Source organism: Candidatus Pantoea rara (assembly GCF_051136265.1).
Lineage (GTDB): Bacteria > Pseudomonadota > Gammaproteobacteria > Enterobacterales > Enterobacteriaceae > Pantoea > Pantoea rara.
In genome coordinates this window covers 2,687,270-2,708,316 of record NZ_CP194942.1, presented here as the reverse complement: position 1 = coordinate 2,708,316, position 21,047 = coordinate 2,687,270, and the positions used below count along the sequence as shown (strand labels likewise).

22 protein-coding genes are annotated in these 21,047 nt (G+C 56.0%); 11 read left to right on the top strand and 11 right to left on the bottom strand.

What is annotated here, in order from left to right:
- The first annotated feature begins 83 nt into the window (after positions 1-83).
- The 6 genes from potF (at position 84) to rlmC (ending at position 5,979) form a co-directional block, all read left to right on the top strand.
- Positions 84-1,193, top strand: coding sequence for a spermidine/putrescine ABC transporter substrate-binding protein PotF (gene potF, locus ACR8BF_RS12875; RefSeq protein ID WP_010669743.1), 1,110 nt, complete (start codon positions 84-86; stop codon positions 1,191-1,193).
- Positions 1,194-1,316: 123 nt separating this feature from the next.
- A complete protein-coding gene (gene potG, locus ACR8BF_RS12870) occupies positions 1,317-2,450 on the top strand; it encodes a putrescine ABC transporter ATP-binding subunit PotG (RefSeq protein ID WP_292990463.1) in 1,134 nt (377 codons plus the stop codon).
- Positions 2,451-2,459: 9 nt separating this feature from the next.
- Positions 2,460-3,422 carry a putrescine ABC transporter permease PotH gene (potH, locus tag ACR8BF_RS12865; RefSeq protein ID WP_179896270.1) on the top strand — a complete coding sequence of 321 codons (963 nt, stop codon included), beginning with the start codon at positions 2,460-2,462 and terminating at the stop codon, positions 3,420-3,422.
- Complete coding sequence (gene potI, locus ACR8BF_RS12860; RefSeq protein ID WP_434745080.1) at positions 3,419-4,264, top strand: putrescine ABC transporter permease PotI; 846 nt, start codon at positions 3,419-3,421, stop codon at positions 4,262-4,264. Before potH ends, potI begins: the two co-directional genes overlap by 4 nt.
- 75 nt (positions 4,265-4,339) lie before the next feature.
- Positions 4,340-4,807, top strand: coding sequence for a YbjO family protein (locus ACR8BF_RS12855; protein WP_434745079.1), 468 nt, complete (start codon positions 4,340-4,342; stop codon positions 4,805-4,807).
- 41 nt (positions 4,808-4,848) lie between these two features.
- A complete protein-coding gene (rlmC, locus tag ACR8BF_RS12850) occupies positions 4,849-5,979 on the top strand; it encodes a 23S rRNA (uracil(747)-C(5))-methyltransferase RlmC (RefSeq protein WP_179896265.1) in 1,131 nt (376 codons plus the stop codon).
- A 20-nt stretch (positions 5,980-5,999) separates the two neighbouring features.
- Here rlmC and artJ (ACR8BF_RS12845) read toward each other — a convergent pair whose 3' ends face one another.
- The 6 genes from artJ (ACR8BF_RS12845) to ACR8BF_RS12820 form a co-directional block, all read right to left on the bottom strand.
- A complete protein-coding gene (gene artJ / locus ACR8BF_RS12845) occupies positions 6,000-6,731 on the bottom strand; it encodes an arginine ABC transporter substrate-binding protein (protein WP_179896263.1) in 732 nt (243 codons plus the stop codon).
- Between the two features lie 115 nt (positions 6,732-6,846).
- Positions 6,847-7,515, bottom strand: a complete 669-nt coding sequence (artM, locus tag ACR8BF_RS12840; RefSeq protein ID WP_179896261.1) for an arginine ABC transporter permease ArtM — start codon at positions 7,513-7,515, stop codon at positions 6,847-6,849.
- Positions 7,515-8,231 (bottom strand): arginine ABC transporter permease ArtQ, encoded by a 717-nt coding sequence (gene artQ / locus ACR8BF_RS12835; RefSeq protein ID WP_179896259.1) that lies wholly within the window; start codon positions 8,229-8,231, stop codon positions 7,515-7,517. The genes artM and artQ overlap by 1 nt, the downstream gene beginning before the upstream one ends.
- Positions 8,232-8,237: 6 nt before the next feature.
- Positions 8,238-8,969 (bottom strand): arginine ABC transporter substrate-binding protein, encoded by a 732-nt coding sequence (gene artJ / locus ACR8BF_RS12830; protein ID WP_179896258.1) that lies wholly within the window; start codon positions 8,967-8,969, stop codon positions 8,238-8,240.
- A gap of 15 nt (positions 8,970-8,984) precedes the next feature.
- Positions 8,985-9,713, bottom strand: a complete 729-nt coding sequence (gene artP / locus ACR8BF_RS12825; protein WP_434745078.1) for an arginine ABC transporter ATP-binding protein ArtP — start codon at positions 9,711-9,713, stop codon at positions 8,985-8,987.
- 224 nt (positions 9,714-9,937) lie between these two features.
- Positions 9,938-10,477, bottom strand: a complete 540-nt coding sequence (locus ACR8BF_RS12820; protein WP_179896256.1) for a lipoprotein — start codon at positions 10,475-10,477, stop codon at positions 9,938-9,940.
- Positions 10,478-10,583: 106 nt separating this feature from the next.
- Between ACR8BF_RS12820 and ACR8BF_RS12815 the strand changes: the two genes are divergently transcribed.
- Together ACR8BF_RS12815 and ACR8BF_RS12810 are read left to right on the top strand one after the other, a co-directional pair.
- Positions 10,584-10,904: a heavy metal-binding domain-containing protein gene (locus tag ACR8BF_RS12815; RefSeq protein WP_313699624.1), complete on the top strand. Its 321-nt coding sequence runs from the start codon at positions 10,584-10,586 to the stop codon at positions 10,902-10,904.
- A complete protein-coding gene (locus tag ACR8BF_RS12810) occupies positions 10,901-11,725 on the top strand; it encodes an N-acetylmuramoyl-L-alanine amidase (protein ID WP_434745077.1) in 825 nt (274 codons plus the stop codon). The genes ACR8BF_RS12815 and ACR8BF_RS12810 overlap by 4 nt, the downstream gene beginning before the upstream one ends.
- A 4-nt stretch (positions 11,726-11,729) precedes the next feature.
- On the opposite strand, the gene ltaE is transcribed toward ACR8BF_RS12810, so the two are convergent.
- From ltaE to ACR8BF_RS12795, 3 genes are all read right to left on the bottom strand, one after another.
- Positions 11,730-12,731, bottom strand: a complete 1,002-nt coding sequence (gene ltaE, locus ACR8BF_RS12805; protein WP_434745076.1) for a low-specificity L-threonine aldolase — start codon at positions 12,729-12,731, stop codon at positions 11,730-11,732.
- Positions 12,732-12,802: 71 nt separating this feature from the next.
- Positions 12,803-14,524: a ubiquinone-dependent pyruvate dehydrogenase gene (gene poxB, locus ACR8BF_RS12800; RefSeq protein ID WP_434745075.1), complete on the bottom strand. Its 1,722-nt coding sequence runs from the start codon at positions 14,522-14,524 to the stop codon at positions 12,803-12,805.
- Between the two features lie 130 nt (positions 14,525-14,654).
- Positions 14,655-15,554 (bottom strand): lysine exporter LysO family protein, encoded by a 900-nt coding sequence (locus ACR8BF_RS12795; protein ID WP_179896247.1) that lies wholly within the window; start codon positions 15,552-15,554, stop codon positions 14,655-14,657.
- A gap of 129 nt (positions 15,555-15,683) precedes the next feature.
- Between ACR8BF_RS12795 and ACR8BF_RS12790 the strand changes: the two genes are divergently transcribed.
- Positions 15,684-17,321: a DUF2813 domain-containing protein gene (locus tag ACR8BF_RS12790; RefSeq protein WP_434745074.1), complete on the top strand. Its 1,638-nt coding sequence runs from the start codon at positions 15,684-15,686 to the stop codon at positions 17,319-17,321.
- A gap of 73 nt (positions 17,322-17,394) precedes the next feature.
- Here the strand turns inward: ACR8BF_RS12790 and cspD are convergent, their stop codons facing one another.
- Complete coding sequence (gene cspD / locus ACR8BF_RS12785; protein ID WP_179896244.1) at positions 17,395-17,616, bottom strand: cold shock-like protein CspD; 222 nt, start codon at positions 17,614-17,616, stop codon at positions 17,395-17,397.
- 316 nt (positions 17,617-17,932) lie between these two features.
- Here cspD and clpS point away from each other — a divergent pair, with 316 nt between their 5' ends.
- Entirely contained in the window at positions 17,933-18,253 is a 321-nt protein-coding gene (gene clpS, locus ACR8BF_RS12780; protein ID WP_003849318.1) for an ATP-dependent Clp protease adapter ClpS, read from the top strand.
- Positions 18,254-18,305: 52 nt separating this feature from the next.
- Entirely contained in the window at positions 18,306-20,582 is a 2,277-nt protein-coding gene (gene clpA, locus ACR8BF_RS12775; RefSeq protein WP_179896242.1) for an ATP-dependent Clp protease ATP-binding subunit ClpA, read from the top strand.
- A gap of 88 nt (positions 20,583-20,670) precedes the next feature.
- Here the strand turns inward: clpA and infA are convergent, their stop codons facing one another.
- Positions 20,671-20,889 (bottom strand): translation initiation factor IF-1, encoded by a 219-nt coding sequence (gene infA, locus ACR8BF_RS12770; RefSeq protein ID WP_002211347.1) that lies wholly within the window; start codon positions 20,887-20,889, stop codon positions 20,671-20,673.
- Positions 20,890-21,047 lie beyond the last annotated feature (158 nt).

The window sequence follows — 21,047 nt, the reverse complement described above, 5'->3', positions numbered from 1 at the left end:
GTCACGGACGTTTTGTCCGGAACGCAATGCAGGGATCTCTGGTTTGCAGCGTTGTAATGACCCGCTCATGAGGATGGAAAAATATGTTCAACTCACGTCAGAAATGGCTGTCAGCTGTGGTAGCTGCTGCGCTGATGGCCGCGTCGGCCAGCAGCATGGCGGAAGATAAAACGCTGCACGTCTACAACTGGTCCGATTATATTTCGCCAGATACCGTGCCGAACTTTGAAAAGCAGTCCGGCATCAAAGTGGTCTACGATGTGTTTGACTCCAACGAAGTACTGGAAGGCAAATTGATGGCGGGCAGCACTGGCTACGATGTCGTGGTGCCATCCTCCAGCTTCCTGGCGCGTCAGCTGCAGTCGGGTGTCTTCCAGCCGCTGGATAAAAGCAAACTGCCAAACTACAAAAACCTCGATCCGGCGCTGATGGAAAAAGTGGCGCAGCACGATCCGGGTAACAAATATGCCATTCCTTATCTGTGGGGCACCACCGGTATTGGCTACAACATCGACAAAGTCAAAGCCGCACTGGGCGCCGATGCACCGGTTAACAGCTGGGATCTGGTGCTGAAACCAGAAAACCTGGAGAAGCTGAAAAGCTGTGGCGTCTCCTTCCTGGATGCACCGGAAGAGATTTTCGCGACGGTCCTCAACTATCTGGGCAAAGATCCGAATACCTCTGATGCCAAAGAGTATTCCGGCGCGGCCACTGACCTGCTGCTGAAACTGCGTCCGAATATCCGTTACTTCCATTCGTCGCAGTACATCAACGATCTGGCCAACGGCAACATTTGCGTCGCCATCGGCTGGTCAGGCGATATTCTGCAGGCGAAAAACCGTGCTGATGCCGCGAAAAACGGCGTGCATCTGGGCTACAGCGTACCGAAAGAGGGCGCACTGGCCTTCTTCGATATGATGGCGATCCCGAAAGATGCGAAAAACCTCGACGGTGCTTACGCCTGGCTGAACTACATCATGGATCCGAAAGTGATCGCCGATGTCTCCAACAAAATGAACTACGCCAACGGCAACAAAGCGTCGCTGCCGCTGATCAATGCCGACGTTCGCAACAACCCGGGTATCTTCCCGACGCCAGAAGCGATGTCGAAATTGTTCGTGCTGAAAGTCCAGGATCCGAAACTGGATCGTGTGCGTACGCGCGCATGGACTAAAGTAAAAAGTGGTAAGTAGTTCGTCCTTAACGGATTGACCTGTCACGCATCAGCAACAGAGGCGCAATCCCGGCCTCTGTTGTGCCATTTTTAGCGGCAAATTTTGTCGCCATGTTCCGCCTGGCTCCGGAGAGAACCCTTTGTGAACGATGCTATTCCCCGTCCTCAAAATAAAACCGCAAAGGCATTAACGCCGCTGCTGGAAATTCGCAATCTGACCAAATCCTTTGACGGCCAGCACGCCGTGGATGATGTCAGTCTGACTATTTATAAAGGTGAAATCTTTGCCCTGCTGGGTGCCTCGGGCTGTGGAAAGTCCACGCTGCTGCGCATGCTGGCCGGTTTTGAGCCGCCCACCAGCGGCCAGATTGTGCTGGACGGACAGGATCTGTCGCACGTTGCTCCCTATCAGCGCCCGATTAACATGATGTTCCAGTCCTACGCGCTGTTTCCGCACATGACGGTGGAGCAGAATATCGCCTTTGGTCTGAAGCAGGACCGGCTGCCAAAAGGGGAGATCAACAGTCGGGTCGCCGAAATGCTGGCGCTGGTGCACATGCAGGAGTTCGCGAAACGTAAACCGCATCAGCTCTCCGGTGGTCAGCGTCAGCGCGTGGCGCTGGCTCGCAGCCTGGCGAAACGGCCAAAACTGCTGCTGCTTGATGAGCCGATGGGCGCTCTGGACAAGAAACTGCGCGACAGGATGCAGCTGGAAGTGGTCGATATTCTGGAGCGCGTTGGCGCGACCTGCGTGATGGTGACGCACGACCAGGAAGAGGCGATGACCATGGCGGGCCGCATTGCGATTATGAATCGCGGCAAGTTCGTGCAGATTGGCGAGCCGGAGGAGATCTACGAGCATCCGACCAGCCGCTACAGCGCGGAGTTTATCGGATCGGTTAACGTCTTCGAAGGCTTACTGCGTGAACGTCAGGCAGATGGCCTGGTGATCGACAGTCCTGGCCTGATGCATCCGCTTAAAGTCGATTCCGATGTCTCGGTTGTCGATAACGTGCCGGTACATGTTGCGCTGCGCCCGGAAAAAGTGATGCTGTGTGATGACGTGCCCGTCGACGGCTATAACTTTGCGGTGGGTGAAGTGGTTCACATCGCCTACCTCGGCGACCTCTCTATCTTCCATGTCCGTCTGCACAGCGGACAGATGATCAGCGCACAGTTGCAAAACGCGCATCGCTACCGCAAAGGGTTGCCGACCTGGGGTGATGAAGTTCGCCTCTGCTGGGAAAGCGACAGCTGCGTGGTGTTGACGGTTTAAGGAGCGGCTATGAGCCAGATTTTCCAACGCGCCAAAGCGCCCGCCCGACTGGTCGGCACGCCGCTGCAACGCTGGGCCACGCGGATAAAAATGCAGCATGGCCGCAAGCTGGTCATCGCACTGCCTTATGTCTGGCTGGTGCTGTTATTCCTGCTGCCGTTTCTGACGGTGCTGAAGATAAGCTTCGCGGACATTGCGCGGGCGATTCCCCCTTACACCGAGCTGGTAAGCTGGGCGGATGACCAGTTCAGTATTGTGCTCAATTTCGGCAACTACCTGACGCTGACCGACGATCCGCTTTATATCGACGCCTATCTGCAGTCGCTGAAAGTGGCGGCGATCTCGACAGTAATCTGTCTGCTGATTGGCTATCCGCTCGCCTGGGCCGTGGCGCACAGCAAGCCGTCGATGCGCACCATTCTGCTGCTGCTGGTGATCCTGCCGTCGTGGACCTCGTTCCTGGTGCGCGTCTACGCCTGGATGGGATTGCTGAACAACAACGGCATTCTGAACCGCTTTCTGCTGTGGCTGGGTGTGATCGATCATCCGCTGGTGATTCTCTACACCAACACCGCCGTGTATATCGGTATCGTCTACTGTTATCTGCCGTTTATGGTGCTGCCGATCTACACCGCGCTGACCCGAATCGACTACTCGCTGGTGGAAGCCTCACTGGATCTGGGTGCGCGTCCGCTGAAGACCTTTTTCAGTGTGATTGTGCCGCTTACTAAAGGCGGCATTATCGCCGGTTCAATGCTGGTGTTTATCCCGGCGGTAGGGGAGTACGTGATTCCTGAACTGCTGGGTGGCCCGGACAGCATTATGATTGGCCGTATCCTGTGGCAGGAGTTCTTCAACAACCGCGACTGGCCAGTGGCCTCCGCGCTGGCGGTGATTATTCTGCTGATTCTGATTCTGCCGATCATCTGGTTCCATAAGCATCAAAACCGTGAAATGGGAGAGAAGGCATGAATAATTTGCCAACCATCCGCTCGCCCTGGCGTACCGGCATTCTGGTCTGCTGCTTCCTGTTTCTCTATGCGCCGATGCTGCTGCTGGTGGTTTACTCCTTCAACCGCTCCCCGCTGGTGACGGTGTGGGAGAGCTTCTCGTTCCACTGGTACAAGGTGCTATTCAAGGACAGCGCGATGATCGACGCGGTGCTGCTGAGTCTGAGCATTGCCGGGCTGTCGGCCACCATGGCGGTGGTGCTGGGCACGCTGGCGGCGGTGATCGTTGTGCGCTTTGGTCGCTTCCGCGGACACAACGGTTTTGCTTTTATGCTGACCGCGCCGCTGGTGATGCCCGATGTCATCACCGGGCTGTCGCTGCTGCTGCTGTTCGTCGCGATGGGCAACGCCTTTGGCTGGCCGAGCGAACGCGGCATGCTGACCATCTGGCTGGCACACGTCACCTTCTGTACCGCCTATGTGGCGGTGGTGATTAACTCGCGTCTGCGCGAGCTGGACCGCTCAATCGAAGAGGCCGCAATGGACTTAGGCGCTACGCCGCTGAAGGTCTTTTTCGTGATTACCGTGCCAATGATTGCGCCGGCTATTATCACCGGCTGGCTGCTGGCGTTTACCCTGTCACTCGACGATCTGGTGATCGCCAGCTTTGTGACCGGGCCTGGGGCCACCACGTTGCCGATGGCGATCTTCGCCACCGTGCGACGGGGTGTTAACCCGGAAATCAATGCGCTGGCTTCGTTGATCCTGTTTGTGGTCGGTATCGTCGGTTTTATCGCCTGGCGATTCATGGCGCACGAAGAAAAACAGCGTTTAAGCGATATTCAGAAAGCTAAACGTGGCTGAAATCCCTAACCTTTGCCACTATATGAGCGGGCCGGTTTAACCGGCCCGTTTTTCGATCAGGTGGAGTCACGGACTATGTCAGAAATCTTCAAAAGCAGCGCTACGCTCTCAGGCGCACCGGTTCCGGTGACGGTTTCGGGCATTGCTATTATCGCCACCCGCTGCCTGAGCGTTCTGATGCTGGCAAACGAACTGGGTTACAGTGAACTCGCCAACTTTGTTCATCGCAGCGCCCAGTCCTGGGACGCGACACTCATCTTTATCGCCAGCCAGCTGATCTTTCTGTTCGAACTACGCTGCGCCTTTACCCTGATGCGCGGCAGTAACCGTGGACGCTGGGGCTATGTGGCGACGCAGGGGGTTGTGCTGATCTATATGCTGTTCGCCTCGCTGGGCGGGATCTACCCGGAAATTTTCAGCATTGATGGCGACAATAACGTCCAGATTATCCACCATACGCTGTCGCAGAAAATCCCCGATCTGCTGGTGCTGATGCTGCTGTTTCTGCCTGCCAGCAGCCGCGCTTTTTTCAGAAAGCGATGATACAATCGCGCTCCGCCCGACCCGATCGTTAAGGCTTTACCATGCACTGCGCGCTTTATGACGCTAACCGTTGCCGCTCCTGTCAGTGGCTGGAAAAACCCTATCCCACTCAGCTGAGCGACAAACAGTCGATGCTGGAACAGTTACTGTCTGAGCAGCCGGTTGCGTCCTGGTTGCCGCCGGTTACCTCACCCCAGCAGGCATTCCGGAACAAAGCCAAAATGGTAGTCAGCGGCAGTGTGGAGCGTCCGGTGCTGGGGTTAATTCATCGTGATGGCGAGGCTGTCGATCTGTGCGACTGCCCGCTCTATCCCGCCAGCTTCCAGCCGGTGTTTACGGCGCTTAAGCCCTTTATCGCCCGTGCCGGGTTGACCCCCTATAACGTGGCACGCAAACGCGGTGAGCTTAAATTCCTGCTGATCACCGAAAGTCAGCAGGGCGGCATTATGCTCCGTTTTGTCCTGCGCTCAACTGCCAAGCTGGAACAGCTGCGTGCCGCATTGCCGTGGCTGCAACAACAGCTGCCGCAGCTGGCGGTCATCTCTGCCAATATTCAGCCGGTGCATATGGCGATTCTGGAGGGGGAAGAGGAGATTGCGCTGACGCCCGCGCAGTCGCTGGCAGAGAACTTCAACGGCGTGCCGCTGTGGATCCGCCCGCAGAGCTTCTTCCAGACCAACCCGCAGGTTGCCAGCGCGCTCTATGCTACCGCGCGCGACTGGGTACGTGCGCTGCCGGTGAACAGCATGTGGGATCTCTTCTGTGGCGTGGGCGGTTTTGGCCTGCACTGCGCGACACCGGAGATGGAACTGACGGGTATTGAGATTAGCGCCGAGGCGATTAAATGCGCCCGACGTTCTGCTGAGATGCTGGGGCTGGAAAAAGTGCAGTTTGCGGCGCTGGATTCCACGGCATTTGCGTCCGGGCGCGACGCGGTGCCACAGCTGGTGCTGGTGAATCCGCCGCGTCGGGGGATAGGTGAAGCGTTGTGTGATTATCTCAGCCAGATGGCCCCGGATTATCTGCTCTATTCAAGCTGTAATCCGCAGACCATGGCGCAGGATATTGCCCGACTGAGCGCGTATGAGGTCACGAAGGTACAGCTGTTCGATATGTTCCCGCACACCGCCCATTTTGAAGTGCTGACGCTGTTAACCCGCCGTCACCACTGAGCCCGGTGACGTGACCGGAATTATTCCGGGAACCATTTCTGATTAAGCTGCTGCCAGCTGCCGTTGGCTTTCAGTTCGGTCAGCGCCTGATTGAACCGATCGCGCAGCGCGGTATTGCCTTTTCGCACCGCAATGCCCAGGCCGGTGCCAAAGTAGTCTGTATCTGTCACATGTTCACCGACCGTGGCGAGATCCGGATTGGTCTTCAGCCACTGATTTACCACTGCGCTGTCGCCGAACACGCCATCCAGCCGGCCATTCTTCATATCCAGAATCGCATTCTGATAGCTGTCATACGCCACCGCTTTCACTTCCGGATGCTTATCCTGAAGGTACTTCTGGTGAGTGGTGCCGTTTTCAACACCGATGCGTTTGTCTTTCAAATCACTGACGCTGCTGAACTTGCCTTTCTGCGCGATGACAATGGCGGAGTTAGCGTAATAGGGCTGGGTAAAGTCGACCTGCTTGCTACGTTCAGCGGTGATATCCATGCCGGAAATGACCGCGTCATAGCGGCGGAATTTCAGTGACGGAATCAGGCTGTCGAAAGCATTGTTGGTAAAGGTGCATTCCGCTTTCATCTGCTGACACAGCGCTTTGGCCAGGTCGATATCAAACCCCACCAGATTATTTTCCCGATCCAGCGTTTCAAACGGCGGATAGGTCGCTGAGGCGGCGAAGCGAATCTTTTCTGCTGCCTGGGCTGTCATCGTGAGTGACGCCAGCGCAGCGGCAATAATCCATTTTTTCATTTTATAATTCCTGTGATGTGGTCAGTCAGAGAAGGCAATACCCTGCCATAAAATGAATTTTTATGCAATTTTTGTGGTTTTTCAGGCGAAAAGGGCGAGGAGTCTCGCCCTGAATTCAGTTACGTCGTTCAAAGGCCAGAGCGCGTTTTTCGATCAGTCGCATCATCAGCGTCAGTAAACCATTAACGCAGAGATAAATCAGACCTGCCGCGGCATAGACCGTAATGTCGTAGGTGCGTCCATAGAGCAACTGGCCGTGACCCATGACTTCCATCAGAGTGATGGTGTAGGCCAGCGAGGTGCCTTTGAACACCAGCACCACTTCATTCGAGTAGGAGGAGAGGGCGCGTTTAAATGCATACGGCAGCAGAATACGCAGGGTGTCTTTACGGCTCATGCCAAGCGCCGCGCACGATTGCCACTGTCCGGAAGGAATCGCCCGGACCGCACCGTAAAACAGCTGCGTGGTATAAGCCGCGCTGTTCAGCGACAGTGCCAGCATCGCGCATAACCACGGCTGCGACAGGAGATGCCACAGCCAGGGGATCTGCTGGATCGACGGAAACTGTCCCGGACCGTAGTAGATCAGAAAGATCTGCACCAGCAGCGGCGTACCGGTAAACAGCGTAATAAAACCTTTCACCAGCGGATTAAACACCGGTGTTTTCAGCGACAGTACCACGGTGAAGAGCAGCGCAAGCAGTAGCGCCACCACCAGCGAGGCCGCCGTCAGCGTCAGACTGGTGTGCAGCCCTTTCAGGAGTTCAGGCAGATAGGCCAGCATTAGCTGTTCCCCCGTTCAAAGCGGGTCGTGCGCAGTTCGATGCGGCGTAACACCGCCTGGCTGAACAGCGTAATCACTAAGTAGATCGCGGCCGCCACCAGGAACCAGGTAAACGGCTCCTGCGTTCGGGTGGCAATACTTTTGGTTTGCAGCATCAGATCGTTAACGCTGATCAGCGAGACCAGCGCGGTATCTTTCAGGAGCACCAGCCACTGATTGCCCAGACCGGGCAGGGCGTGACGCCACATCTGCGGCATAATCAGCCGGAGAAAAATAGCCGACTTTTTCATGCCCAGCGCCTGTCCCGATTCCCACTGACCGACAGGCACCGCTTTGAGCGCGCCGCGCAGCGTCTGTGAGGCGTAGGCGGCATAGAGCATCGCCAGCGCAATGACGCCACACAGGAAAGGACTGACATCAAAGTTCTCAATCTGCATCTGAACCGGCAGCGTAAACAGCCCGAAGTTCAGCGTGAAACCATCAGAGAGGGTGAGCAGCAGCTGTGAGGCACCAAAATAGATAAACAGCACCACCAGAATTTCCGGCAGGCCACGGATCAGCGTCACCATGCCGGTGCCAATCCACGCCAGCGGTCTCAGACGCAGTGACTCCCAGCCAGCGAAAATCATCGCCAGCACCAGGCCAGCGATGAGAGCACAAACAGCAAGGCCGACGGTCATACCGGCGGCGCTTGCGAGGGTCATCATTTCATTCATCAGAGATTACTGCTGGAACCATTTGCTGTAGATGGTTTTATAGGTGCCATCCGCTTTGATCTTATCCAGCGCGCCATTGAATCTGGTCTGCAGATCGGTGTTACCGGTACGTACCGCAATGCCCAGGCCAGTACCAAAGTAGGCTTTGTCCGTGACTTTGTCGCCGACGGCAGCCAGTGCAGCATTCTGCTTCAGCCACTCGTTGACCACGGCGGTGTCACCAAATACGGCATCAATACGGCCATTTTTCAGGTCCAGCACTGCGTTCTGATAGCTGTCGTAAGGAACGATGGTGATGTCGCTGTGTTTATCTGTCAGGTATTTCTGATGAGTGGTGCCGTTCTGGACACCAACACGCTTGCCTTTCAGCGCGTCAACGCTGGCAACTTTGCCTTTCTGGGCTACAAACAGCGCCGAGTTATCGTAGTAAGGTTTGGTGAACAGGACCTGTTTTTCACGATCCGGCGTGATATCCATGCCCGCCATCACCGCATCAAAGCGACGGAATTTCAGGCTCGGGATCAGGCTGTCGAACGCCTGATTGGTGAAAGTGCAGGTCGCGTCAATCTCTTTACACAGCGCGTTAGCCAGATCGACGTCAAAGCCCTGAATTTTGTTGTCCGCATCCACAAACTCAAAAGGAGGATAAGAGGCTTCGGTCGCAAAACGAATTGTCTGTGCCGCAGTAGCGCTCAGGCTAAAACCGGCAAGCAGTGCAGCAAGTACCATTTTTTTCATTTTTAGCATCCTGACTTAGTGCGAAAGATAGTGAGCAAACGCCTCGGTTTGCGGCTGTGTAAAGCGGCTGGCATCGCCCTGTTCCACAATGCGACCGTTCTCCATGTACACAACGCGGCTGGCTGTTTTACGTGCCACTTCCACTTCATGGGTCACAATCACCTGGGTAATGCGGGTCTGCGCCAGTTCGCGAATAATACTGACAATCTGTGCGGTAATTTCAGGGTCCAGCGCGGCCGTCGGCTCATCGAACAGTAACACCTGCGGTTCCATCATCAGTGCGCGGGCAATCGCCACACGCTGCTGCTGACCACCGGAGAGGTGCAGCGGGAAGCGATCGCTGTAAGGCGTGAGGCGCAGCCGGTCAAGCAACTTATCGGCACGGGCACGTGCATCGCTTTTGCTGAGGCCCAGAACCCGGCAGGGCGCTTCAATCAGATTCTGCAGCACGGTCAGATGCGGCCAGAGATTATATTGCTGGAACACCATACCGACGTTCTGACGCAGTTCGCGAATCGCGGTATCAGACGGTTTCTGAGTGAAGTCGAACTGATTGCCGGCAATCTGCAACTGACCTGAACGAGGCTGCTCCAGCAGGTTAAGCACCCGCAGCAGTGAACTCTTGCCTGCACCGCTGGGACCCAGCAGTACCAGGGTCTCGCCTTGCGGACACTCAAGGTTGATGTCGAACAGCGCCTGATGAGCACCGTAGAAGCAGTTTATTGCGTTTAGTTGAATACTCATGCGCCAGATTTGAATAGCTATTAGTGTCGCGGATTTTAACGTCACCAGAATAGTTATGCAAATAAGGTGGGTTAAAATTTGTAAAACAACAGGTAAACGGCCAAAGCTTAGCAGAATATCATGCAGTGTCTGGCGTCATTCGCAAGCCGTGGGCATGCTGCAGCAATAAAAAAAGCGCAGTCACCTGAGGTGGCTGCGCTTCTCATAACCGTTAAAATATCAGGTTATTTTTTTGACTTTTCAAGCATCTGGCTCAGGCTTCCACCCTCGGCATGCATCGGGTTAGCCATGTAGCGCACGTCGTCGACGACCCAGCAGGTGCCCTGATGAATCATCAGCACTTCATCCTGCCATTGCTTACCGTCACGGCTGAGTTCGACCCGCAGCGGGATATTGCGTGCATCACGGTTTGGAATCGAGGAGGCATCGGCCACGCTGGCGGCCGTTGGGCCCTGTGAGAGGCTGGAGAAGAGATCGCCGTTGCGCCACTGTGCACCGGCATTGCTGCCGCTGGCCGCCAGCAGTGAGTGGTAAAGCGCATCACTCAGGTAAGGGCGATATTTTGCCAGTGTGTTGCTGTCAGGCAGACCCTGCGTGGGCTTTTCGACACGCAGGTCGTAAAACTTCTGGGCTACCTGGTCAGGACCGCCTTCGATGCACGGGGCAGTACGCGGGCCATTATCCTTAATAACGGGCTCAACGGTGGTACAGGCGCTGAGCAGCAGGGCCGCCGGGATCATTAGCGCAAACGCGTTGTTTCTCATCTCGATTTCCTTATGGTTCTCTGGCAAGGTGCCCTTTTTAGCATAGAGTATAGCCGTGCTTTTTAGTCGAAAGAGCCTTAGTCCGGTTTTCACCAGGGAGAATGCAATGAAATTTTCAACAACCCCAACGCTGGAAGGTCACAGCATCAGCAACTATTGCGGCGTCGTCACCGGTGAGGCGATTCTGGGTGCCAACATCTTCCGTGATTTTTTCGCGGGCATTCGTGATGTGGTCGGTGGCCGTTCCGGCGCGTATGAGAAAGAGCTGCGCAAAGCGCGTGAGATCGCGTTTGAAGAGCTGGAAGAGCAGGCAAAAGCGCTGGGTGCCAATGCGGTGGTCGGTATCGACATTGATTATGAAACGGTCGGTAAAGATGGCAGCATGCTGATGGTCAGCGTCAGCGGCACGGCGGTGATCATTCGTTGAAACGCGGGCTGCTGATGCTGATGGCGCTGCTGCTGGCGGGTTGCCACTCTGGAATGGAATCCCGTGACGGCTACTGGGCCGATTTACGGCATCCGGCGCAGGGTGCGCGACCGCGGGTTAAAGTGATTGTGATTCACTACACCGCCGAAGATTTTTCTTCGTCGCTGGCAACACTCACCGATCGGGAGGTCAGCGCCCACTACCTGATCCCCCGCCAGCCGCCAGAGCGCGCCGGTAAAGGCGTTATCTGGCAGCTGGTGCCGGAGCAGCAGCTCACCTGGCATGCCGGACCCAGTTTCTGGCGTGGAGCCAGCCGCATCAATGACACCTCGATTGGCATCGAGCTGGTGAACCGGGGTTACCGGCGCACCCAGAACGGTCTTGAATGGCAGCCCTTTACCGCCGCGCAGATCATTACGCTGGAGGCACTGGTGCGGGATATTGCCCGGCGTTACGGCATTCCACCCGAAAATATTGTCGGTCACAGCGATATCGCACCGCAGCGCAAGCAGGATCCGGGGCCGCTATTTCCGTGGCAACAGCTGGCGCAGCACGGACTCGGTGCATGGCCTGATGCCGGACGGGTGCAGTTTTATTTAGCGGGTCAGGATCCATACGCACGGGTGCCCGAGCAGCCACTCATGGAAAGTCTGCAACGCTTCGGCTATGCGGTAACTGCGGGGATGAGTGCGCGTGAGCAGCAGAAAGTGATTGCCGCGTTTCAGATGCATTTCCGGCCTGCGGATTATCGCGGTCAGCCCGATGCCGAAACTGCCGCGATAGCTGCCGCGCTACTGGAGAAGTATGGCGCGGCGGAATAGCGGATTACTGCTGCAGAAACGCTTTCCAGTGGGCGACAACCTGCTCCAGTGCCGCACGATCAGCATCCAGATGGGTGACCAGTCGGGTACGCGTCCCCACGCTGATTAATACGTCGCGCGCTTTCATCCATTCACCTAATGGTTTGACCTGAGCGTCCGGCACCGCCACAAAGAGCATGTTGGTCTGTTGATCGATAACGCTGACGCCCAGCTCATGCAGCTGCTGTCCGAGCCAGGCCGCATTGTCATGATCCTCCTGCAGTCGCGCCACGTTGTGTTCTAGCGCATAGAGACCTGCCGCCGCCAGAATACCGGCCTGACGCATGCCGCCACCGGTCATTTTACGCCAGCGACGGGCACGCTCAATCAGCGCGGCATCGCCACACAGCAGCGAACCAACAGGTGTTCCAAGCCCCTTAGAAAGACAAATGGTCAGGGTGTCGCAGTAGCGGGCAATCGCCGCCAGCGTGGTCTTCTGCGCCACCACCGCATTGAAAATACGAGCGCCATCGATGTGCAGCGCCAGCTTATGCTCACGGGTAAAAGTCCACGCCTGTTCCAGATAGCCTGTCGGCAGCACCTTGCCGTGATGGGTATTCTCCAGACTCAGCAAACGAGTGCGGGCAAAGTGAATGTCTTCCGGCTTGATGGCGGCGGCTACCACATCCAGCGGCAGGGTGCCATCGTCGGCGGCCAGTACCGGCTGCGGCTGAATACTGCCCAGCACCGCCGCGCCACCCGCCTCATACTTGTAGTTGTGCGCCTGCTGACCGACGATATATTCATCGCCGCGTTCGCAGTGGCTGAGCAACGCCACCAGGTTCGCCTGGGTGCCGGTAGGGAAAAACAGGGCAGCTGCTTTGCCGCTCAGTCGTGCCGCTTCCGCCTCCAGTGCATTCACGGTGGGATCGTCACGGTAGACATCATCACCGGTTTCGGCAGACATCATCGCGTTTAACATGGCGGCGCTGGGTCGGGTCACGGTATCACTGCGTAAATCGATCACCTTATGCTCCTGAACGTGGCGGAAGAGAAAAAAAAGGCGGGCATCGCGCCCGCCTGGATGGAACCTCTGTTTTACCGCAGCCAGTTGGTTTTCGCCAGTTCTACTACCTCATCACCCCGACCATTCATGATGGCGCGCAGCATGTAGAGACTGAAGCCCTTGGCCTGCTCCATTTTGATCTGCGGCGGCATTGCCAGCTCCTCTTTGGCAGTAATGACATCCACCAGTACCGGACCATCATGGGCAAACGCCTGCTCCAGCGCGCCATTAAGGTCCGATGCCTTTTCCACCCGGATGCCACGAATGCCGCAGGCCAGGGCGATAGCGGCAAAGTCAGGGTTCTCCAGCTCGGTGCCATCGGTAAGATAGCCACCCGCTTTCATCTCCATCGCCACAAAGCCGAGTACGCTGTTATTGAAGATCACCAGTTTCACCGGCATTTTCAGCTGCGCCAGCGAGATAAAATCACCCATCAGCATGCTGAAGCCGCCGTCGCCGCACAGCGCGACAACCTGACGATTGCGATCGATCGACTGCGCGCCCAGCGCCTGTGGCATCGCGTTCGCCATCGAGCCATGGTTAAACGAACCCAGCAGGCGACGTCGGCCGTTCATCTTCAGATAGCGCGCGGCCCACACGGTCGGGGTTCCGACATCGCAGGTGAAAATAGCGTCATCACTGGCGTAGTGGCTGATCTGCTGTGCCAGATATTGCGGATGAATCGGCTGCCTGTCATTGGGCTGCGCCAGTTCGTCGAGACTTTTACGCGCCTCGCCATAGTGTTTAACCGCACTGTCGAGATGCCGGCGATCGCTTTTGGGCGTCAGTTGCGGCAACAGCGCCTGCAGCGTGCTTTTCACATCGCCGACATAGGCCTGATCGACGTGGCAGTGTGAGCCGAGGCTGCCCGGATTGATGTCGATCTGAATGATCTTAGCGTTTTCCGGATAGAAGGCGCGATAGGGGAACTGGGTGCCAAGTAACACCAGCGTCCCGGCATTCATCATGGCGTGGAAACCGGATGAGAACCCAATCAGGCCGGTCATGCCGACGTCATAAGGGTTGTCATATTCGATATGTTCTTTGCCGCGCAGCGCATGAACGATAGGCGCTTTCAGCGCTTCTGCCAGCGCCACCACTTCCTGATGCGCACCTGCACAGCCACTGCCGCACAACAGTGTAATGTCAGTGGCTTCGTTCAGCGTCTGTGCCAGCCGGGCCAGTTCGTCGGGCTGTGGCACGACCTGCGGTAACTGCGGCGGATACCACTCCGCGCTGGCGCTTTCTGGCGCCAGTTGCAGCGCGACATCTCCCGGCAGTACCACTACTGAGACGCCACGATTCAGAATCGCTTTGCGCATTGCGATGCCCAGCACCTGCGGTAACTGCTCAGGATTCGAGACCAGCTCACAGTAGTGACTGCATTCGCGGAACAGCTCCTGCGGATGGGTTTCCTGGAAATATCCGCTGCCGATTTCACTGGAGGGAATATGCGCTGCAATCGCCAGAACCGGGACGCGGTTGCGATGGCAATCGAACAAACCGTTGATGAGATGTAAATTGCCTGGTCCGCAGGAGCCGGCGCAGACCGCCAGTTCGCCGCTAATATGGGCTTCAGCACCCGCCGCAAAGGCGGCGACTTCTTCGTGGCGCGTTGGCATCCATTCGATAGTGCCCATGCGATTAAGGCTATCGCTCAGGCCATTAAGGGAATCCCCGGTGACGCCCCAGATGCGTTTAACGCCCGCGCTTTCCAGCGTTTTGGCGACCAGCGCCGCCACGGTTTGTTTCATGCTCTTCTCCTATGTCGGCCCGCCCTGAAGAGTGACGTGACCAGAACCGAAAAAAGAAGCGTAGACGAAACGGCAGAAAAGCAGGCGTGAAAAAATGCGCTGGCAGAGCTCAGCGCATCTCAGACCGGATTCAGGCAGAGAAGAGGGCAATCAGAATCGGGGCCAGCAGGCTCATGACAAAGCCATGCACAATAGCGGCCGGGACAATCTCGTTGCCGCCCGCCCGCTGCAGCACCGGCAGGGTGAAGTCCATTGAGGTGGCACCGCACAGCCCCAGAGCGCTGGAGCGATGGCGGCCAATCAGCGCCGGGATCAGCATGATTGCGACCAGTTCACGCACCAGATCGTTGAAGAAGGCGGCGCTGCCGATGACCGGACCAAAAGCTTCGGTCATCAGAATGCCGGAGAGCGAGTACCAGCCAAAGCCACTTGCCAGCGCCAGACCGGTTTTCAGCGGTACGCCCAGCAGTAACGCCGCTATCATGCCGCCGATCAGCGCGCTGACCAGCACGACGCTGGCGACCAGCATGCCGCGTCGGTTCAGGATAATCTGCCGCAGCGTCATGCCACTGCCGCGCAGCTGAATGCCCACCAGAAACAGCAGAAAGATCAGCGCATATTCGCTGGCCGTTGAAGCGTGGTGCAGCAGGGGCCACTGAGTCAGGCCAAGCACAAAACCGATGACAACCACGCCACACAGCTTCAGGGAGTCCAGCGCCATATGCAGCCGCGACGGCAGTTTCTCCTGTCGATGCGCATGCTGCCAGGGTGCATATTTTTCCAGCCCGCGCAGCGCCAGCAGGTTGCACAGCAGAATGCAGAACGCCGCCACCAGCGCGGTGTGAAAGACCGCCAGTAGATTGCTGCTCAGATTGTCGAGAAACGCCAGGCTGATGCCCATAAAGAACAGAATGACGTAAACCATCCAGCCCAGCAGCTGATTCACGCGTCGCAGAGTGGCACTTTTACGGAACGGTAACAGCCAGCCAGCAATCAGCGGCAGCAAAATAATCAGGAGTCCGGAGTACATGTCATTGCCATCCATGGGATAAAGAGGCCACACGCTAGCGAAAAAGCGTAACGGAGTAAACCCTGAGAAAGCGGCTTGACCGGCTGGCTGGCGGCAACCATGCTGTTTATAAACTGAGGATGGACGCCTATGATTCTGGAACATATCGACATTCGCGGTTTCCGCGGCATCAATAAGCTCTCACTGCCTTTAACCCAGACCAATCTGCTGATTGGTGAAAATGCCTGGGGCAAATCCAGCTTGCTGGATGCCCTGAGCCTGCTGCTTTCGCCCTGTGAGCCGGTCTATGTTTTTAACCAGGCTGATTTCCATTTCACACCGGGCGATGTGACCGATTCAATGCGGCGTCTTTCGGTGGTGTTCCACTTTCGTGATGACGGCAGCGACCCGGATGCGGTGCTCTCCACCTTCTGGCAGCGTGATGCGCAGGGCCAGCGTCGGCTCTATTACAGTGTCAGTGCCACCTGGCGTGACAGCGGTATCGAAACCCGTCGCCGTTTTATTGACGTGAATGCTCAACTGTTACCTGAGCAGAACTGTGTGGCGGCAATAGACCTGTTGCTGAAACGCTATCCGGTATTGCGGTTGCGCGATGCGCGTTTTAGTAAACGGACGCGGAACAGCGTGCCGGTGGCACCCCCGCATCCTGAACTGCTGGTTAGTATGGAGACGCTGGCACGCGATCTGGAGCGACATCCGCAGCAGCTCAGCGATGAGGTACTGCGACAGGGGCTGAAAACTATGCAGCAACTGATGCAGCACTACTTTCTGGTGCAGCCGCCCGGCGCGGGTGGCGAGGCCCGGTCGCGGGATCCGCAGACGCGCGATGGGGGGCAGGGATGGCGGGCGCTGGATCACCTGAATCAATTGATTGCCGGAACCGACTCACGCAGCCGTCAGCTTATCCTGCTGCAGATGTTTACTCTGCTGATTGAGGCACGAGGCGAGGTTCCGCTGGCCGCGGGTGCCCGGCCACTGCTGCTGATTGAAGATCCGGAAACCCGCCTGCATCCGATTATGCTGTCAGTGGCCTGGAACCTGCTGAAGCTGTTGCCGCTGCAAAAAATCGCCACCACAAACTCTTCTGAGCTGCTGTCGCAGGTGCCGGTGGAAAACGTCTGTCGGCTGGTGCGGGAACCCTCGCGTGTGGCGGCCTGGCGCATCGGTCCGGAGGGGCTGAGTGCCGAAGAGAGTCGTCGCATTGGCTTCCATATTCGCGTCAACCGGCCTGCGGCCCTGTTCGCCCGTTGCTGGCTGCTGGTGGAGGGAGAAACCGAAGTCTGGATTATGAGTGAGCTGGCGCAGCAGTGCGGTTATAACTTCGCGGCGGAAGGGGTGAAGGTGATTGAATTTGCGCAATCGGGTTTAAAGCCGCTGTTGAAGTTTGCCCGACGCATGGGCATCGCCTGGCACGTGCTGACTGACGGCGATCAGGCGGGGAATAAATATGCCAGCACGGCACGTACACAGTTACAGCCGGGTGATCCTGAGCCGCGTTTTCTGACGCAGTTACCGGCGCTGGATATGGAGAATTTTCTCTATCAGCACGGTTTTCAGGATGTCTATCATCAGATGGCGCACCTGCCGTTAAACGTTCCGATGAGTTCCAGGCGTATTATTACCAAAGCGATTCACCAGAGCTCTAAGCCAGAACTGGCGATCGCAGTGGCTACGTCAGCGGCGGAACGCGGGCCGGAGGCTATTCCGCCGTTAATGCGGCAGATGTTCGCGCGGGTGATTGGACTGGCACAGGGCCAGGCGGACTAAGGTCTGTTGGATAGGAAAATGCCAGCGGCACTGGCTGGCATTTTTGGGTCACTGTTCAGAGGTGGGTTCCGTGTCAGGCTACAGCCTGCACCTCAACCGGTACGATGAGGCTGGCATGGTTGCCTTTCGGACCTTCATGCACATCGAACTGAACCTGCTGGCCTGCCTTCAGCGTTCGGTAGCCTTCCATCTGAATAGTGGAGTAATGTGCAAAAATATCTTCGCCACCGCCAACCGGACAGATAAAGCCAAAGCCTTTGGAATTATTGAACCATTTTACTGTGCCCGTCTCCATGCTTTTACTTCCCTCGCAAGACATTTTATAAGTAGGTGAGGTCTTTTAAGCTGTGAGTCGGATTTGATTAAAACTCAATCAGCCTGTGCAGGTAGAATGTAGAGAAAGCGCCGCTGGCGTCAAGCAAACCACCGGGTCAGATGGGGAAAAAATCATCAAAATTTGAAGCAGTTAACGCTATTGCAAATTTTGTGATACAGGTCGCGCAAGGAAATTGTTGAATAAATTTTCAGCAGCGGCCAGCAGCTTGACAGGCATGTTAAACTCTCAACATGTAGCCACCAAAAGGCTAAAAGCAAAATCTCAACGGAACACTATGGCAAACACAAACGACTGGCTTAACTTTGAACATCTGGCCGAAGATAAAGTACGTGAAGGGTTAAAGCCGCCTTCTATGTATAAAGTCATTCTGAATAATGACGATTATACACCTATGGAATTTGTTATTGACGTTGTACAAAAGTTCTTTTCTTATGATGTTGAACGTGCAACGCAGCTGATGTTGAAAGTTCACTATCACGGCAAGGCGATCTGTGGTGTATTTACTGCAGAAGTCGCCGAAACGAAAGCGGCCCAGGTGAACAATTATGCGCGGGAAAACCATCATCCGTTGCTGTGTACGCTGGAAAAAGCCTGAACCCGTCTCCATATAGGAAACAGGTCAGGGCGATAATTGGGGGAGGTGCCTAATGCTCAATCAAGAACTGGAACTCAGTTTAAATATGGCTTTCGCCAGAGCGCGTGAGCACCGTCATGAGTTTATGACCGTCGAGCATCTGTTACTGGCGTTGCTCAGTAACCCGTCGGCCAGAGAGGCACTGGAAGCCTGTACGGTGGACATGGTGGCTTTACGGCAGGAACTCGAAGCCTTCATCGAACAAACCACGCCGGTGCTGCCCGCCAGCGAAGAGGAGCGTGATACACAACCGACGCTCAGCTTCCAGCGCGTCCTGCAGCGTGCGGTTTTCCATGTCCAGTCATCCGGTCGCAGTGAAGTCACCGGCGCGAATGTGCTGGTCGCCATCTTCAGCGAGCAGGAGTCTCAGGCGGCTTATCTGTTACGCAAACATGAAGTCAGCCGCCTTGATGTGGTGAATTTCATCTCTCACGGTACGCGCAAAGACGAGCCGGGCCAGGCGCCAGGCGCTGAAAATCCGGTTAACGAAGAGCAAGCAGGCGGGGAGGAGCGTATGGAAAACTTCACCACCAATCTAAATCAGCTTGCTCGCGTCGGTGGTATCGATCCACTGATTGGTCGCGATAAAGAGCTGGAACGAACCATACAGGTATTGTGCCGACGCCGTAAAAACAACCCGCTGCTGGTGGGTGAATCGGGTGTGGGTAAAACCGCTATTGCTGAAGGTCTCGCCTGGCGTATCGAGCAGGGTGACGTACCGGAAGTGATGAAAGATTGCACGATTTACTCACTGGATATCGGTTCCCTGCTGGCGGGCACCAAATACCGTGGTGACTTTGAAAAACGTTTCAAAGCGCTGCTGAAGCAGCTGGAGTCAGACGAACACAGCATTCTGTTTATCGATGAAATCCATACCATCATCGGTGCGGGTGCTGCGTCGGGTGGCCAGGTTGATGCGGCTAACCTGATTAAACCCCTGCTCTCTGGTGGCAGGATCCGCGTCATGGGTTCAACGACCTATCAGGAATTCAGCAACATCTTCGAGAAAGATCGTGCTCTGGCGCGTCGCTTCCAGAAGATCGATATCACGGAGCCTTCTGTTGAAGAGACCGTGCAGATCCTGGCTGGCCTGAAAACCAAGTACGAAGCGCATCACGATGTGCGTTATACCGCGAAGGCGGTGCGCGCAGCCGTGGAACTGGCGGTGAAATATATCAACGACCGTCATCTGCCTGACAAGGCGATTGATGTGATTGACGAAGCGGGTGCGCGTGCGCGCCTGATGCCAGCCAGTAAGCGCAAGAAAACCATCAATGTCTCTGACATTGAAACCGTCGTGGCCCGCATTGCCCGTATTCCTGAGCAAAGCGTGTCAGCAACCGACCGCGATACGTTGCGAAATCTCGGCGATCGTCTGAAGATGCTGGTATTTGGGCAGGATAAGGCCATTGAGGTGCTGACTGAGGCGATCAAAATGAGCCGCGCCGGTCTGGGCCAGGATCGCAAGCCGGTAGGTTCCTTCCTGTTTGCGGGACCAACGGGTGTCGGTAAAACAGAAGTGACTGTGCAGCTGGCGAAAGCCCTGGGAATTGAGCTGCTGCGCTTTGATATGTCCGAGTATATGGAGCGTCATACGGTCAGTCGTCTGATTGGTGCGCCTCCAGGTTACGTCGGCTTTGATCAGGGCGGCCTGCTGACGGATGCGGTGATTAAGCATCCTCATGCGGTGGTGTTGCTGGATGAGATTGAGAAAGCGCACCCGGATGTCTTTAACCTGCTGCTGCAGGTGATGGACAATGGCATGCTGACTGACAACAACGGTCGTAAAGCGGACTTCCGCAACGTGGTGCTGGTGATGACCACCAACGCCGGTGTGCGCGAGACGGAACGTAAATCGATTGGTCTGATTCATCAGGACAACAGCACCGATGCGATGGAAGAGATCAAAAAGATCTTTACGCCAGAGTTTCGTAACCGTCTCGACAACATCATCTGGTTCAGTCACCTGTCACCAGAGGTGATTCATCAGGTGGTCGACAAGTTTATTGTCGAGTTGCAGGCGCAGCTGGATGCTAAAGGTGTATCACTGGAAGTCAGTGATGAAGCGCGCGACTGGCTGGCTGAGAAGGGCTATGACAAAGCGATGGGTGCTCGTCCGATGGCGCGCACCGTGCAGGACAGCCTGAAGAAACCGTTAGCCAATGAACTGCTGTTTGGTTCGCTGGTGGATGGCGGTTCGGTGTCAGTAGCGCTGGATCGTGAAAAAGGTGAACTGACCTATCACTTCCTGAGTGCCGAAAAACGCAAAACTGAAGGCACTGTGCATTAACAGCTCGTTGCAGATGTGAAAAAGGCCGGATATAAATATCCGGCCTTTTTTTTCGCTTTAAAATGCAGAGCGATAAGATTACTGCAAATTAGCGACTACGGAAGACAATGCGGCCTTTGCTCAGGTCGTACGGGGTCAACTCAACGGTCACTTTGTCACCCGTCAGGATGCGGATGTAGTTTTTGCGCATTTTACCGGAGATGTGAGCAGTAACCACGTGTCCGTTCTCAAGTTCTACGCGGAACATGGTGTTAGGTAACGTATCCAGTACGGTACCTTGCATTTCAATATTGTCTTCTTTGGCCATCGAATCCTCTGGGTGTACTACCTTTCAGTTGAACCGGCAAGATAATGCCCAATTCAACGATTTATGTAAAGAACCGTCGGCGATTTTGCCAACGCTTTGCCGGGGTGCACGTCACTCGCGCGCATCCGGTAAAATTAGGGTGGTTAGGGTGGCGTCTG

Coding starts and splice junctions, on each gene's coding strand:
- artJ (WP_179896263.1), bottom strand. CDS start 6,731: ATGAAAAAATGGATTATTGCCGCTGCGCTGGCGTCACTCACGATGACA.
- ACR8BF_RS12790 (WP_434745074.1), top strand. CDS start 15,684: ATGATTCTGGAACATATCGACATTCGCGGTTTCCGCGGCATCAATAAG.
- potF (WP_010669743.1), top strand. CDS start 84: ATGTTCAACTCACGTCAGAAATGGCTGTCAGCTGTGGTAGCTGCTGCG.
- ACR8BF_RS12815 (WP_313699624.1), top strand. CDS start 10,584: ATGAAATTTTCAACAACCCCAACGCTGGAAGGTCACAGCATCAGCAAC.
- clpA (WP_179896242.1), top strand. CDS start 18,306: ATGCTCAATCAAGAACTGGAACTCAGTTTAAATATGGCTTTCGCCAGA.
- potH (WP_179896270.1), top strand. CDS start 2,460: ATGAGCCAGATTTTCCAACGCGCCAAAGCGCCCGCCCGACTGGTCGGC.
- rlmC (WP_179896265.1), top strand. CDS start 4,849: ATGCACTGCGCGCTTTATGACGCTAACCGTTGCCGCTCCTGTCAGTGG.
- poxB (WP_434745075.1), bottom strand. CDS start 14,524: ATGAAACAAACCGTGGCGGCGCTGGTCGCCAAAACGCTGGAAAGCGCG.
- infA (WP_002211347.1), bottom strand. CDS start 20,889: ATGGCCAAAGAAGACAATATTGAAATGCAAGGTACCGTACTGGATACG.
- cspD (WP_179896244.1), bottom strand. CDS start 17,616: ATGGAGACGGGCACAGTAAAATGGTTCAATAATTCCAAAGGCTTTGGC.
- ACR8BF_RS12820 (WP_179896256.1), bottom strand. CDS start 10,477: ATGAGAAACAACGCGTTTGCGCTAATGATCCCGGCGGCCCTGCTGCTC.
- artM (WP_179896261.1), bottom strand. CDS start 7,515: ATGCTGGCCTATCTGCCTGAACTCCTGAAAGGGCTGCACACCAGTCTG.
- clpS (WP_003849318.1), top strand. CDS start 17,933: ATGGCAAACACAAACGACTGGCTTAACTTTGAACATCTGGCCGAAGAT.
- artJ (WP_179896258.1), bottom strand. CDS start 8,969: ATGAAAAAAATGGTACTTGCTGCACTGCTTGCCGGTTTTAGCCTGAGC.
- ACR8BF_RS12855 (WP_434745079.1), top strand. CDS start 4,340: ATGTCAGAAATCTTCAAAAGCAGCGCTACGCTCTCAGGCGCACCGGTT.
- artP (WP_434745078.1), bottom strand. CDS start 9,713: ATGAGTATTCAACTAAACGCAATAAACTGCTTCTACGGTGCTCATCAG.
- artQ (WP_179896259.1), bottom strand. CDS start 8,231: ATGAATGAAATGATGACCCTCGCAAGCGCCGCCGGTATGACCGTCGGC.
- potI (WP_434745080.1), top strand. CDS start 3,419: ATGAATAATTTGCCAACCATCCGCTCGCCCTGGCGTACCGGCATTCTG.
- ACR8BF_RS12795 (WP_179896247.1), bottom strand. CDS start 15,554: ATGTACTCCGGACTCCTGATTATTTTGCTGCCGCTGATTGCTGGCTGG.